Here is a 14285-nt window from a genome sequence, read left to right as displayed (position 1 = left end):
GTCACGAAAGTCGCAATAGCTACGCGCGCGAGGGACCTCCTTCCCCGGATCCGGCCGGCGCGCGGCGTTGCGCGCGCCCATGCGTCGCGGCGAAGCTGGCGGGAAGGAAGGGGTGCGGCGCGCCTGCATCTACAAGCGTAGATCAGACGAAATCTTACATTGCCAGCCCTTTTCCCAAGGGCCCTATTTCAGGAACGCCACGATCGCGTCCGAGGTCGCCTCCGGCTGCTCCTCCATCAGCCAATGGCCCGAAGCCGGGATTACCGCCTGGGTGACGTTGGTGAAGGCAGCGCGGGCGACCACGGCCATGGTGGGGCCGAACGACTTCTCGCCGCCGATCGCCAGTACCGGCAGCGCCGGCTTGCCGCGGGCGAGCAGCGCCTTGTCGTCGATCGCATCCTGATCGAAGGCGGCGAACTGGCCGAACCCGCCATGCATCGCGCCGGGCAGCGCATAGAGCGCGGCATAATGTTCGCGCGAAGCCTCGTCGAACCGCTTCGGATCGGCGGAGAACTCGTTCCAGAAGCGATCGAGATAGATGCGCTCGCGCCCGGCGACGAGCCGCTCCATGTCCGGCCCGCCGAAGCGGAAATGCCAGAGCAGCGGGTTCTTGAGGATCTCTTCCCACGGGCCGATGCCGGGGATCGGCGCGTCCATCAGCACGAAATGGCCGACGCGCTCCGGATGCGCCGCGACAAAGGCATAGCCGACCATGTTGCCGATATCATGCGCGACGACGTCGATCTTGCCGGTGACGCCCAACGCAGCGAGTACGCCGGCGACGTCCTCGGCCTGGATCTTCTTCTCATAGCCGCTCGCCGGCTTGGCCGAGAGGCCGAGTCCGCGCAGATCGGGGATGATCACCCGGTGCGTGCCCACCAGCCGGGTGGCGAGCGGCTCCCACATGTCGCCGGTCTCGCCATAGCCGTGGAGCAGCACCACGGCGGGGCCGCTGCCGCCGACGCGGACATGGATGGTGGTGCCGTTGGTCGCGATCTCCTGCGTGGTGAAACTGGCGGGATACGGCGCGACCTGCGCCGCTGCCGGTGCGGCGCCCGCGAGTGCCAGTGCCGCCAAGCCGAATTTCCACATCGCATTTCTCCTCCGCAGAGGGCCGATGATTCGCCCAAGGCCAGGAGGATGCCTGCAAAGCGGCGCAGGTGCCACCACCCTTTCGGGTGCGCGCCGGAGATATCCTATCCGCGGAAGACTTCCGCACGATCTTCGACTGCCACGAATATCGCCCCGGCGACGCGATAGGCGGCGCTAGAGCGCGAACTCTCCGACGATCACCGTCACGCACGTGCCGCCCAGGATCACCTTGTCCCCCGCCAGCCCGCAGGCGACATGGCCGCCGCGCTTCGAGGCCTGGAAGGCGCTGAACGTGTCGCGGCCGAGGCGCTTTGCCCAATAGGGAGTCAGCACCGAATGCGCCGAGCCGGTGACCGGATCCTCGTCGATCCCGGCGGCGGGAGCGAAGACGCGGCTGATCACGTCGGTGCCGGTGCCCGGCGCGGTGACGATGTTGAGCGTATGGCCGATCGCCGCCAGCGCCTTGAAATCGGGGCGCACCGCCAGCACCGCCTCGGCGCTCTCCAGCACGGTCAGGTCATAGCCGTTGGGATGATAAAGCGTCTCGCCCAGGCCGACGCCGAGCGCATCGAGCAGCCCAGGCACTTCGGCCGGCTCGGGCGGATAGGCGGGGAGCGCCATCGCATAGGCGGCATTTTCCTTTGGGCCGTCGCGGCGCACCTCGAGGATGCCGGCCTTGCGCGTGCGGAAGGTCACGCCTTCGCGCGCCGGATCGGCCGAGAGCACGAAATGGCCGCTCGCCAGCGTGGCATGGCCGCACAAGGCGACTTCGACCGCGGGGGTGAACCAGCGCAGCTCGAAATCGGCTGCGCCGCTGGCATCGGGGATGATGAAGGCGGTTTCGGCGACATTGTTCTCTTCGGCGATCGCCTGAAGCACCTCGTCGGCCAGCCATTCGCCGAGCGGCATCACTGCGGCCTGGTTCCCGGTGAAGGCACGGTCGGCAAAGGCGTCGATCTGGGCGAATGGCAGCTTCACTCGGTATCCTTCAGCAGATTGGCTTCGGTCAGCGGATTGTCGGGCTCGTCGACATGGCCGTCGGGATCGACATGGATCAGGATTTCGGTGCCCGGAAAGGCGTCGCCCAGCTCCTTTTCCAGCGCCTCGACCACGCTATGCGCCTGGGCGATCGTCATCGCCGGGTTCATCGCGATGTGGAACTGGACGAAGTCGCGATTGCCGCTCGAACGGGTTCGCAGGTCGTGCAGGCTCTTGAGCGCCGGATTGCGCGCGGCGACCTCGACAAAGGCGGCGCGCCGGTCCTCGGGCCATTCCTTGTCCATCAGCTGGTCGATCGCGGCTTCGCTCGCGCGCCACGCGCCGAACAGCAGCCAGAAGGCGATGGCGATGCCGAAGACGGGGTCCGCGCCGCGCAGCCCCCAGGCGTCGAGCGCGAGCGCGGCGATCACCGCGGCGTTGAGCAGCAGGTCGGAGGTGTAGTGGATCCGGTCGGCGCCGATCGCGATCGAGCCGGTCTGCTCGATCACATGCTTCTGGTAGCGGGTGAGCGCGAGGGTGACCGCGATCGCGACTAGGCTGACCGCAATGCCCGATTCGGGCGCGGCGGCGATGTCGCCGGTCTGGAAGCGCTCGATCGCGCGTAGCAGGATGGCGAGCGCGGAGATCGCGATGACGACAACCTGGAACAGCGCAGCCAGCGCCTCGGCCTTGCCGTGCCCGAAGCGGTGATTCGCGTCGGCGGGCTGGGCCGCCCAATGGACGCCGGCCAGCGTGACGAGCGAGGCGAACAGGTCGAGCGCCGAATCGGCGAGGCTCGCGAGCATCGCCACCGATCCGGTCTGCACCGCCGCCCAGGCCTTGAGCGCGCCGAGCAGCAGCGCGCTGCAGACGGAGGCGATGGCGGCGCGGCGGGCGAGGTTGGTCACGGGTAGAGCAGGCCCTCGGACCAGCCGTCGGCGGTACGGGTGAACAGCCGGCGCTCGTGGAGCCGGTGCGCGCGGTCCTGCCAGAACTCGATTGCCGTGGGGGTGACGCGGTAGCCGCCCCAATGCGGCGGGCGGGCAACGTCCTGCCCTTCGAACCGGGCCTTCACGGCCTCGAAGCGCGCCTCGAAGGTCTCGCGGGCGTCGAGCGGGCGCGACTGGTCCGAGGCCCAGGCGCCGAGTTGAGAATCGCGGGCGCGGCTGGCGAAATAGGCGTCGCTCTCGGCATCGCTGGCGAAGGCGACGCTACCCTCGATGCGGATCTGGCGGCGCAGCGACTTCCAGTGGAAGAGCAGGGCGACCTTGGCGCCCTCATGCAGGTCCCGCGCCTTGCGGCTCTCGCGGTTGGTGTAGAAGACGAAGCCGTCCGGGCCGTGCCCCTTGAGCAGCACCATCCGCACCGAAGGCTGGAGGTCGGCGCTCACCGTCGCCAGCGCCATCGCGTTGGAATCGTTGGGCTCGGTTTCGCGCGCTTCGCGGTACCAGGTGTCGAACAGGGCGAAGGGATCGGTGCTCATGGCCGGTCTCCTACGCGCACCCCAATAAGGTGTCGAGGAACGCTTCCTTTGCTGGCACATTGAATCGGCTTCGCAACGAAGGAGCAGGTGCAATGGCGGCGCGCGCCTATTGGCAGGGGCAGATACGGCTGGCGCTCGTGTCGATCCCGGTCGAGATCTACACCGCGACCAAATCGGGGGCGCAGATCAGCTTCCACCAGATCCACGAGCCGAGCGGCAAAAGGATCAAGTACGAGAAGGTGGCGCCCGGCGTCGGCGCGGTCGAGCCGGAGGAGATCGTAAAAGGGTTCGAGGTCGAGAAGGGCGAATATGTCCTGCTCGAGCAGGACGAGATCGACGCAGTGAAGCTCGAATCGAAGAAGACGCTCGAACTCACCCAGTTCGTCGATGCCGACGAGATCGACGTGCTCTATTATGAGCGGCCCTATTTCGTCGTGCCGGCCGACGATCTGGCCGAAGAGGCGTTCATCGTGCTGCGCGAGGCCTTGAAGCGCACGCGCAAGGTCGGGCTCGGCCAGCTGGCGATGCGCGGGCGCGAATATGTCGTGAGCCTCAAGCCGTGCGGGCGCGGGATGGTGCTGGAGACGCTGCGCTATGCCGATGAGGTCAACAAGGCGCAGGGCTATTTCCGCGACATCCCCGATGACGCGCCCGACCCCGAGCTGCTCGGCCTGGCCGAGAGCCTGATCGAGAAGAAGGTCGCCGCGTTCGACCCGAAGAAGTTCCACGATCGCTATGTCGATGCGCTCAAGGATCTGATCGCGCGCAAGCAGAAGTCGCGCGGCAAGAAGATCATCGAGGACAAGGAGGACGCCAAGGGCGGGCGCGGCTCGAACGTGGTCGACCTGATGGCGGCGCTCAAGAAGTCGCTCGAGAAGCCCGAGGCGAAGAAGGCGCCGGCCAAAAAGGCGCCGGCGAAGAAGCGGGCGTGAAGAGGTTCTTCGTCATCCCGGCGAAAGCCGGGATCTCGTGCGGCAAGCGCTCGCTCCCTAACAGGGAGATCCCGGCTTTCGCCGGGATGACGGATTAGTGGCCAAGTCCCCCGATCCGCTCGCGAAATACAACGCCAAGCGCGATTTCGCGAAGACCGCGGAGCCTGCCGGCAAGATCGCCAGCGGCGGCGGCAACCGCTTCATCGTCCAGAAGCACGACGCGACGCGGCTGCACTGGGACTTCCGGCTCGAGATCGACGGCGTGCTCAAAAGCTGGGCAGTGACGCGCGGGCCGAGCCTCGATCCGGGCGAGAAGCGCCTCGCGGTGCGCACCGAGGATCATCCGCTGTCCTATGCCGATTTCGAGGGGACGATCCCCAAGGGCGAATATGGCGGCGGCACGGTGATGCTGTGGGACGCGGGCAGCTGGGCGCCGATTCCGGGCAAGAGCGCGAAGGATCTGGAGAAGGGCCATCTCCACTTCACGCTCGAAGGCGAGCGGATGCAGGGCGAATGGCTGCTGATCCGCCTCAAGCCGCGCGGCAAGGAGCGGAACGAGAACTGGCTGCTGCGCAAGATCGACGACCGGTTCGCGGGCGCGACCGACACGCTGGTCGAGACCGCTCTGACCAGCGTGAAGACCGGGCGGACGATGCAGGAGATCGCGGAGGGCGTGAAACCGTCCGCCAAACCGTCATCCCGGCGAAAGCCGGGATCTCAGGCCGCTAGCGTACCTGCACGAGACCCCGGCGTTCGCCGGGGTGACGGTAAAAATCCCAAATTCCGCGCGCCCCAGCTCGCCACGCTGGTCGATAGCGTTCCGGCGGGCAACCAGTGGCTGCACGAGGTCAAATATGACGGCTATCGCGCGCTGCTGAGTGTCGGTGCGGGCGGGCCGAAGATCTACACGCGCAGTGGGCTCGACTGGACCGATCGCTTTCCGGGCATCGCCGAGGCGGCGGCGTCGCTGCCCGGTCCGGCGCTGATCGACGGCGAGATCGTCGCGCTCAAGCAGGGCAGGCCCGATTTCTCCAGCCTGCAGGATGCGCTGTCGAACGGCGGCGAGGGGCTGGTGATGTTCGCCTTCGATCTGCTCGAACAGGGCGGCGAAGACCTGGCGAAGTTGCCCCAGCTCGCCCGCAAGGAGCGGCTGCGCGCGCTGCTCGACGGCGCGGACGAGCGCATCCTCTTCTCCGAGCATGTGCTGGGCAGCGGCGAGAAGCTGTTCGAGACGATGTGTCGCGAAGGCTATGAAGGCGTGGTCTCCAAGCGCGCTGATGCGCCCTATCGCGGCACACGGAGCAAGGCCTGGCTCAAGACCAAGTGCACGAGGCGGCAGGAGTTCGTGATCCTCGGCTGGCTGCCGTCGTCGGCGAAGGGCCGTGGCTTCCGCTCGCTGCTGCTCGGGCTCAACGGGCCGGGCGGGCTCGTCTATGCCGGCAAGGTCGGCACCGGGTTCAGCGCCGACATGCTGCACGATCTGCGCGCACGGCTCGACGAGATCGCGGCCAGGACTGCCGCAGCCGAGGTGCCCAAAACCGAGGCGCGCGGGGCGCATTGGGTGAAGCCGCAGCTCGTCGCCGAAGTGGCCTTTGCCGAGTTCACCGCCGAGAATGTCGTGCGCCATGCGAGCTTTCTCGGGCTGCGCGAGGACAAGCAGGCGAAGCAGGTCGTTGCGGAGACTCCTGCGCCGTTGCCCGAGATGCCGGCATCGGCAGTGAAGATCAGCAGCCGCGAGCGGGTGATCTTCCCCGGCGATGGCCTGACCAAGGGCGACCTGGCCGATTACTATCTCGCGGTCGCGCCGATCCTGCTGCCCTGGCTGGCCGGGCGGCCGATCAGCCTGGTCCGCTGCCCCCAGGGCCGCGCCCGCGCCTGCTTCTTCCAGAAGCACGACGCAGGCAGCTTCGGCGACCATGTCCACCATGTCGACATTCGCGAGAAGGACGGATCGGTCGAGCCCTATCTCTATCTGGACGATGCCGACGGGATACTGGCCTGCGTCCAGATGGGGACGATCGAGTTCCATGGCTGGGGCAGCCTGGTCGCCGATGTCGAGAAGCCCGATCGGCTGGTGTTCGATCTCGATCCCGACGAGGGGCTCGATTTCGAGACGGTGAAGAAGGCGGCGGCCGACCTGAAGGACCATCTCGCCGATATCGGGCTGACCAGCTGGCCTTTGCTCTCGGGCGGCAAGGGCGTGCATGTGGTGGTGCCGCTGGTGCCGGGGGCGGAATGGCCTGCCGCGAAGAGCTTCTGCGAGCGTTTCGCCAAAGCGCTGAGCGAGGCCGAGCCCGATCGCTTTACCGCCAATCTCAAAAAGGCGAACCGCAAGGGCAAGATCTTCATCGACTATCTGCGCAACCAGCGCGGCAGCACCGCGGTGCTCCCCTATGTTGCCCGGGCCCGTAAAGGCGCGCCGGTGGCGGCGCCGGTGACCTGGAGCGAGCTGCGCGACATCGACAGCCCCGGGCATTTCTCGATCCGCGACGCGGCCGGGCTGATCGAGCGCGCCACGGGTCGCGCACTGCGCGGCTGGGGTGTGGCGGATCAGCAACTACCCGATGTCTGAAATCTGGCTACCCGCATCGCTAGTTGCAAACCACTCGCAATAGCACTAGGGGCCGCGACAGCCGCCGGGAGCGCGGCACGCATCCGCATCAACATTCGGGGACCCAAGTTGAACCGCAAGCTTTCTCTCTGCCTCGGCGTGGCGCTGACCACGCTGGCCTCGCCCGCTTTCGCTCAGACCGACGAAACGCAGAAGCCCGCCGATGGAGAAGAGATCGTCGTCAGCGGTCGCTATACGATCCCCGACAAGATCGACACCGCGACCGGCCTGGGGCTGACGGTGCGCGAGACGCCGCAGTCGGTGAGCATCGTCACCGCGCAGCGCATCCTCGACCAGAATCTGATCACCGTCGCCGATGTGATCGAGAACGGCGTGGGCGTGGCGGTCAATGAAGTCGATGACGTGCGCAACAGCTTTTATGCGCGCGGCTTCGAGATCCGGAACACCCAGATCGACGGCGTTCCCGCCGCCTGGACGCTCGCCGGCGCCAATGGCGAGACCAGCATGGACGTCTCCGTCTATGAGCGCGTCGAGATCGTGCGCGGCGCGACCGGCCTGCTTTCGGGTGCGGGCGATCCTTCCGCCTCGGTCAACCTCGTGCGCAAGCATGCCGATGCCACCGAATGGGGCGGCTATGTCAATGCGAGCATCGGCAGCTGGAACACCTGGCGGATCTCCGGCGATGTCGGCGGCGCGCTGACCGCGAACGGCCGCATCCGCGCCCGCGCCGTCGGCCGCTACGAGGAGGGCGACAGCTATATCGACCTCTATCACAACAAGAAGTACGTGCTGTACGGCGTCGTCGATGCCGACCTGACCGACAGCACGCTGGTGCGTGCCGGCGTCAGCTATCAGGATACCAAGCCCAAGGGCGCGCTATGGGGTGCGCTGCCGACCTTCTATACCGACGGCACCACCACCCATCTCGCCCGCTCGCAGAGCACTGCGGCGGACTGGACGCACTGGAACAGCACCAACCTCAACCTCTTCGCCACGGTGCGCCAGCAGATCGGCGAGCGGTGGAGCGTGACGGTCAACTACAACCGCCTGCGCAATTCGAGCGATACGCAGCTGCTCTATCTCTACGGCAATGTCGACAAGGCGACCGGGACGATCGAATCGAGCAATCCGTACAAGTCGAAGGGCGAGAGCACCCAGGACAGCTTCGACGGGCAGATCAAGGGCGAAGTGACGCTGTTCGGCCGCGATCACGAAGTGGTGCTCGGCGCGCTGCACAGCATCCTCAACCGCCACACCGATAATTTCGTGGCGCCCTATACGCGCAACAATCCAGCCTGGGGCACCGGGCTGAACGACTGGGCGGCGAACGTGCCGCTGGTCGGCGAGGGCGGCGCGGACTTCCCCGAGCCGGTGTGGGGTACCACGCCGGTGCGCAACGAGCAGGAGCGGATCAAGCAGACCGGCTATTATGGCGCGGTGCGGCTGAACGTTGCGGATCCGCTCAAGATCATCGCCGGCGGCCGCCTCGCCAGCTGGCACCAGACCGGTTTCGCCTGGAGCGGGCCGAGCGACTATGGCGATGACGATGTGTTCATCCCCTATCTGGGTGCGCTGCTCGACATCACGCCGAACCACCGGCTCTATGCGAGCTACACCAAGATCTTCCAGCCGCAGAACCTGTACGACCGCAATCTCGACCTGCTCGATCCGCTCGAGGGCAAGGCCTATGAAGTCGGCCTGAAGAGCGCCTTCTTCAACGAGGCGCTGCAGACCTCGGTCGCGCTGTTCCGCATCGAGCAGGACAATGTCGGCCAGGTCGACGGCGCGCCGATCATCGTCGGCGGCCAGACCGTCCAGCCTTATCGCGCCGCCGACGGCGTGGTCAGCCAGGGCTTCGAGATCGAGGCGACCGGCCGGCCGCTGCCGGGCTGGAACATCAACTTCGGCTACAGCCAGTTCAAGGCCGAGGACGCCAACGACGTTCCCGCGAACACCGATCAGCCGCGCCGGCTGCTCAAGCTGTTCACCACCTATACGGTCGACCGCTTCACCATCGGCGGCGGCGTCAACTATCGCAGCAAGGCCTATTCGACCGGCACCAACCCGGTCACTGCCGCGCCCTATACCTTCCTGCAGGACGGCTATGCGCTGGTGAACCTGATGGCGCGTTTCGCGGTAACCGAGCGCTTCCAGCTCCAGGCCAATGTCGAGAACCTGCTCGACAAGACCTATTACAGCCAGGTCGGCTTCTACAGCCAGTATCGCTACGGCAATCCGCGCAACTTCACGGTGAGCGCCAACTACAAGTTCTGATAAAGGGGGCAGGGAGGTGTGTCCGGCACCTCCCTCGTCCCCAGCCGGGAGAGAGACGATGAAGACGCTTCTGCTTGCCGCTGCCGCGATGCTGATCGCCGCCCCCGCCGCCGCGCACGAAGTGTGGGTGGAAAAGGACGCCAAGGGTCCGGCGCGCATCTATCTGGGCGAGCCGCACGAAGCGGTGCCCGCCAATGGCGATCCCGAATTCCCGAAGCTGCAAAAGCCCCAGCTCGTCGGTGCCACGGGCGCGCTGACGCGCCGCGCCAACCATATCGAGGCGGCGGTTGCCGGTACCGGCGACGTCCGCGTGCGCGACGATGCGGTGTTCGAGCCCTGGGCGGCGGGCGAGGGCAAGCAGGGGGCGATCTTCTATGCCCGCGCCGGCCGCGCGGAGACCATGCACCAGCTCGATCTCGAACTGGTGCCGGTCGCGGCGAATAGCGACAGCTTCACCTTGATGTTCCGCGGCAAGCCGCTGGCCGACGCCAAGATCATGATCGTCACGCCCGATCGCTGGCAGAAGAGCTTCGCCACCGATGCGCAGGGCCGGATCACCGTGCCGTCGCTCGGTGCCGGCCGCTATCTGGTCAGCGCCTCGCACACCGAGAATGCGCCGGCCAGGCTGGGTGGGCAGGACGTGGCGAGCGTGATGCACATCTCGACGCTCACCTTCGTCCGCTAGGCGGCGGCGGTGTCGCGCCGCAGCTTGCAGCGCACCGCCAGGCCGAAGACGTAGAGCGCGGTGAGTCCCAGCGCGGCGAGCGACAGCGGCTGGGCGACGGCCTCGGGCGCGGCCAGCCACAGCCCGGTATAGGCCAGGCTGGCGAGCGTCATCGCCCAGCCCGAGCGGCGCAGCGCCGCCTGGACGCGCTGCTCGGCCTCGACCGAGTGGCGTGGCTTGCTGAGCGTCTTGGGAATCAAGTTGCCGAACAGCGCGACGATCACGCCGTTGGTCACCATCGCGGCGCGGGTGCCGGCGGTGCCGTCGAGCATGCCGGCCTGCACCAGCTCGCGCAGCAGCAGCGTCGCGCCGAGGATGAACAGCGCGGCGATCAGGGAAGTGCGGACACCGATCTTCATTTTATGGATCCTTGGCTTGCGATTGTGGAGTCGGGTGCTGCCCCGCCGATGCCGAACAGCTGGCCGAAGCTGAGCAGCGCGTCTTCGAGCACCGAGAGCTGCAGGCGATAGACGATCGACTTGCCGTCCCGGTGCGCTGCGATCAGCCCGGCTTCCTTCAGGATGTTGAAATGCGCGGACATGGTCGGCCGCGACACCGGAAAGCGATCGCTCAGCTCGCCGGCCGTCATCGGGCGCTGGCGCAGCAGCTCGAGCACCTTGCGGCGCGTGGGATCGGCCAAGGCCTTGAACACATTGTTCATGGCGATGACATTTAGCTAAATGTCGAAATGAGTCAAGCGTGCTTCCGTACGCATCCCATGTTGCCACGCAGCAGCGATTGCCCCACTAGGTCCTCGGGATAGCTGGGGACGATCGTTGGCGAGCAGCGCCGCATCTCTGTTCGACGCAGGCGTTATCGCCGATCGCTGGATCGCGGACTATTGCGCGTCCGGCGGCAGCGACGACATGCTGTGTGCCCGCGGCAAGGGCGATGCCGCCTGGCCCGCGGTGTTCGAGGAGCTGGCGGCGCTGTGCGGCGAGAATCTCGAGACCGCCCGCGAGCGCGCGCATCGCCAGGCCGAGGATATCGGCACCGGCTTCCGCATTGCCGGCGAAGGCGAGGAGCGCCCCTGGCCGCTCTCGCCGATCCCGCTGCTGATCGAAGAGGCGGAGTGGCAGGGCATCGCCGCCGGCATCGCCCAGCGCGCCGAAGTGATGGAGGCGGTGCTTGCCGATCTCTATGGCGCGGGCACGCTGGTTGCGGATGGGCATGTGCCGGCCGCCGTCGTCACTGGCAGCCCGTTCTTCCTGCGTCCGCTCACCAATCTGGTGCCGCCGGGCGGCTATCATCTCCAGGCCGTCGCCTTCGACCTGGGCCGCGGGCCCGACGGCAGCTGGCGCGTGCTTTCCGACCAGCTCCGCGCGCCTGCCGGCGCCGGCTATGCGCTCGAGAACCGGCTGGCGATGGGGCAGACGCTCGATGGGCTGCAGGGCCGCCTCAACATCGCGCGCCATGCACCCTTCTTCGCTGCCTTCCGCGAAGGCCTGGCCGCGCGCTGCCGCCGCGCCGAGCCGCGCATCGCGCTGCTCACGCCGGGGCGGCTCAACCCGAGCTATGCCGAGCAGGCGCATCTCGCGCGCTATCTCGGCTGGCTGCTGGTCGAGGGCGCCGATCTCGCGGTGCTCGACGACCGGCTCTATGTGCGCACGATCGCCGGGCTAAAGCGCGTCGATGCGCTGTGGCGCCGGCTCGATCCGCGGCTGCTCGATCCGCTGGCGCTCGACAGCCATTCGACGATCGGCGTGCCCGGCCTGGTCGATGCGATGGTCGCCGGCAATGTCGTGATCGCCAATGCGCCGGGCGCCGGGCTGATCGAGGCGCCGGCCTTTTCCGCCTTCCTGCCGCGGCTCGCCGAGAAGCTGACCGGCGCGGGGCTGGCCCTGCCCAACATCGCCACCTGGTGGTGCGGGCAGGAGGATGCCCGGGCGCATGTCGAGGCCAATCTCGATCAGCTGCTGATCGCGCCGGCCTTCGGCGTGGCGCCGCTCGGCCTGCCGGACGGGGCGCCGGTGCTCGGTGCCGCGCTCAAGGGTGACGCCCGCGCCGCGCTGCTCGCCGATCTCCAGCGCCGCCCGCAGGATTATGTCGGCCAGGAAGTGGTGCATCTGTCGACGATGCCGGTGGTGGCCGAGGACCGGCTCGCGGCGCGGCCGTTCACGTTGCGGGTGTTCGCGGCGCGCGGTGCCGACGGCAATTGGGCGGTGCTGCCCGGCGGCTTCGCGCGGATCGGCGCGCATGCCGATGCCCGCGCCGCGGTGATGGGCGAGGGCATGTGGTCGGCGGACGTCTGCGTCCACGGCCCCGATCCGGTCGAGCCGGTGTCGCTGCTGCCCTCGGGTGATTCGACCCAGCTGCGCCGCAATCCCGGCACGCTGCCCAGCCGGGTGGCCGACAATCTGTTCTGGCTCGGCCGCTATCTCGAGCGCGGCGAGGCGCAGCTCGGGGTGATCCGTGCGCTGCTCGGCAATTCGATCAGCGCGGATACCGGCGCGGCGCTTGCCGCCGATACGGTGCGCCGCCTGTCCGACATCCTCGTCTCCGGCAACGCTGCGCCTGTGCCCAGGGGGCTGAAGCGCGCCGACCTCACCCATCTCGCCCGCACTGCGCTCGAGGACATGGAGGAGGGCTGGTACAGCGTAGCCGCGATCAACGCCCAGGCGCGGTCGATCGGCGAAGTCTCGCGCGACCGGCTTGCCGCCGACATGGTCCGCCTGCTCGACGCGCCTTTCCCCACGCGCGGCGGGCTGCTCGACAAGGCCGGATCGCTGCAGCGGCGCTATTCGGCGCTGGCCGGGCTCGCCGCCGAGCATATGGGGCGCACCGATGCCTGGCGCTTCCACGACATGGGCCGGCGGGTCGAGCGAGCGATGGCAACGCTGCGCTTCCTGCGCGCCTTCGGCCGGGTCGACGCGACCAGCGACGATCTCGGCACCTTGCTCGACCTGGCCGACAGCCAGATCAGCTATCGCCAGCGCTATCTGACCGGGATCGCCCGCGTGCCGGTGCTCGACCTCGTCACGCTCGATCCGGGCAACCCGCGCGGCATCGCCTATCAGATCGCGGCGATCTCGGGCCATCTCAACAAGCTGCCGGTGCTCTCCGACGACGGGCTGGCCGAGCCGCAGCAGGAGCAGGCGCGCGAGCTGGCGGCGATCCTGGTGACCGCGCATGCGACGCGGCTCGACGATGTGACGCTCGCCGGTCTCGAACTGCGGCTCGCGCACCTCTCCGATGCGATCGCGCGCCGCTATTTCCTGCAGGGCGCCGAGCCGCTGCGCGCCGCCGGGCTCGTCCTCGCCTGATGCTCTACCGCATCCGCCACGTGACGCGGTTCGACTATGCCCAGCCGGCCGCCTTCGCGCGCTGCAACCTGCGGCTCAAGCCGATCCTGTGGTCGGGGCAGGAAGTGCTCGACTATGCGCTGTCGGTCGAGCCGGGCGGGCGGGTCTTCCCGGCGCGGGCGGAGGCGGGGCTCGCCAATGTCGTGCGGCTGGTGCTCGAAGTGCCGACCAGCACGCTGACCATCGAGAGCACCGCGCGCGTTCGCGTCGACCGGCCGATCCCGATGCCGATGGCGAGCGACCCGAGCCTCGCCGCGATCGCAAGGCTGGCGCGGGAGAGCCGCGACGTCTCGCCGGCCAGTCCGGCCGCCTATCTCTTTCCCTCGCAGCAGATCCCGCTCGATCCCGCGATCGCCGCCTGGTGCGCGCCCGATCTCGCGCCGGAGCGCGGCATACTCGAAGCAGCCTATGCGCTCGCCACCCGCATCCAGCGCGAGTTCGATTTCGACCCCAGCGCGACGCTGGTCGACACCTCGCCGCGCGCCGCCTTCGACAAACGCCGTGGGGTCTGCCAGGATTTCGCGCAGATCATGATCTCGGGCCTGCGTGCGGCCGGGCTGCCCGCCGCCTATGTCTCGGGCTATCTGCGCACGCTGCCGCCGCCGGGCCAGCCGCGGCTGGTCGGCGCCGATGCGACGCATGCCTGGGTGCTGGTCTGGGCCGGGCCCGATCTCGGCTGGGTCGGCGTCGATCCGACCAACGGCATCTGGATGGCCGAGGACCATGTCGTGATGGCGATCGGCCGCGACTATGCCGAGATCGCGCCGATCGACGGCATCATGCTCGGCTCGGGCGCGCAGGACCTGCATGTCTCGGTCGATGTCGAACCCCTGGACGATCTGTAGGAAAGATAGGATCGCTTCCGCGTAGCGAAATTGCGCGGGCTGCGCCGCGCATGCCGGTTTGGGCCTATACTTCGTGTACTTTG

Annotated in this window: 12 protein-coding genes; 6 read left to right on the top strand and 6 right to left on the bottom strand. The window is 67.9% G+C overall.

The genetic code is table 11. From position 1 onward, the window contains the following. Window positions 1-183: 183 nt before the first annotated feature. The 4 genes from P6144_RS07285 to pdxH form a co-directional block, all read right to left on the bottom strand. Entirely contained in the window at window positions 184-1092 is a 909-nt protein-coding gene (locus tag P6144_RS07285; RefSeq protein WP_277767072.1) for an alpha/beta hydrolase, read from the bottom strand. A gap of 174 nt (window positions 1093-1266) precedes the next feature. After that, complete coding sequence (locus tag P6144_RS07280) at window positions 1267-2070, bottom strand: PhzF family phenazine biosynthesis protein (RefSeq protein WP_277767071.1); 804 nt, start codon at window positions 2068-2070, stop codon at window positions 1267-1269. After that, window positions 2067-2978 (bottom strand): cation diffusion facilitator family transporter, encoded by a 912-nt coding sequence (locus P6144_RS07275; RefSeq protein ID WP_277767070.1) that lies wholly within the window; start codon window positions 2976-2978, stop codon window positions 2067-2069. Before P6144_RS07275 ends, P6144_RS07280 begins: the two co-directional genes overlap by 4 nt. Continuing rightward, the gene (gene pdxH / locus P6144_RS07270) at window positions 2975-3553 is read right to left on the bottom strand and encodes a pyridoxamine 5'-phosphate oxidase (protein WP_277767069.1); all 579 of its coding nucleotides are present in this window, start codon (window positions 3551-3553) and stop codon (window positions 2975-2977) included. Before pdxH ends, P6144_RS07275 begins: the two co-directional genes overlap by 4 nt. Window positions 3554-3645: 92 nt before the next feature. Between pdxH and P6144_RS07265 the strand changes: the two genes are divergently transcribed. The 4 genes from P6144_RS07265 to P6144_RS07250 all read left to right on the top strand — a co-directional run bounded on the left by P6144_RS07265 (window position 3646) and on the right by P6144_RS07250 (window position 10016). Continuing rightward, on the top strand, window positions 3646-4485 hold the full coding sequence (locus P6144_RS07265) for a Ku protein (protein WP_277767068.1): 840 nt from the start codon (window positions 3646-3648) through the stop codon (window positions 4483-4485). Between the two features lie 97 nt (window positions 4486-4582). Next, window positions 4583-7057 carry a DNA ligase D gene (gene ligD / locus P6144_RS07260; RefSeq protein ID WP_277767067.1) on the top strand — a complete coding sequence of 825 codons (2475 nt, stop codon included), beginning with the start codon at window positions 4583-4585 and terminating at the stop codon, window positions 7055-7057. 108 nt (window positions 7058-7165) lie between these two features. After that, the gene (locus tag P6144_RS07255; RefSeq protein ID WP_277767066.1) at window positions 7166-9331 is read left to right on the top strand and encodes a TonB-dependent siderophore receptor; all 2166 of its coding nucleotides are present in this window, start codon (window positions 7166-7168) and stop codon (window positions 9329-9331) included. A gap of 58 nt (window positions 9332-9389) precedes the next feature. Next, window positions 9390-10016: a DUF4198 domain-containing protein gene (locus tag P6144_RS07250; protein WP_277767065.1), complete on the top strand. Its 627-nt coding sequence runs from the start codon at window positions 9390-9392 to the stop codon at window positions 10014-10016. Here P6144_RS07250 and P6144_RS07245 read toward each other — a convergent pair. Both P6144_RS07245 and P6144_RS07240 read right to left on the bottom strand, forming a co-directional pair. After that, complete coding sequence (locus tag P6144_RS07245; protein ID WP_277767064.1) at window positions 10013-10414, bottom strand: hypothetical protein; 402 nt, start codon at window positions 10412-10414, stop codon at window positions 10013-10015. The genes P6144_RS07250 and P6144_RS07245 overlap by 4 nt on opposite strands. Then, complete coding sequence (locus P6144_RS07240) at window positions 10411-10716, bottom strand: autorepressor SdpR family transcription factor (RefSeq protein ID WP_277767063.1); 306 nt, start codon at window positions 10714-10716, stop codon at window positions 10411-10413. Before P6144_RS07240 ends, P6144_RS07245 begins: the two co-directional genes overlap by 4 nt. Before the next feature lie 115 nt (window positions 10717-10831). On the opposite strand from P6144_RS07240, the gene P6144_RS07235 reads away from it, so the two are divergent. Together P6144_RS07235 and P6144_RS07230 are read left to right on the top strand one after the other, a co-directional pair. Beyond that, window positions 10832-13318, top strand: coding sequence for a circularly permuted type 2 ATP-grasp protein (locus tag P6144_RS07235; protein WP_277767062.1), 2487 nt, complete (start codon window positions 10832-10834; stop codon window positions 13316-13318). Beyond that, window positions 13318-14202, top strand: a complete 885-nt coding sequence (locus tag P6144_RS07230) for a transglutaminase family protein (RefSeq protein ID WP_277767061.1) — start codon at window positions 13318-13320, stop codon at window positions 14200-14202. Before P6144_RS07235 ends, P6144_RS07230 begins: the two co-directional genes overlap by 1 nt. Window positions 14203-14285: the final 83 nt, after the last annotated feature.

This window comes from Sphingomonas sp. HITSZ_GF, assembly GCF_029543155.1.
Lineage (GTDB): Bacteria > Pseudomonadota > Alphaproteobacteria > Sphingomonadales > Sphingomonadaceae > Sphingomonas.
This window is presented reverse-complemented; position numbering and strand designations above follow the sequence as displayed.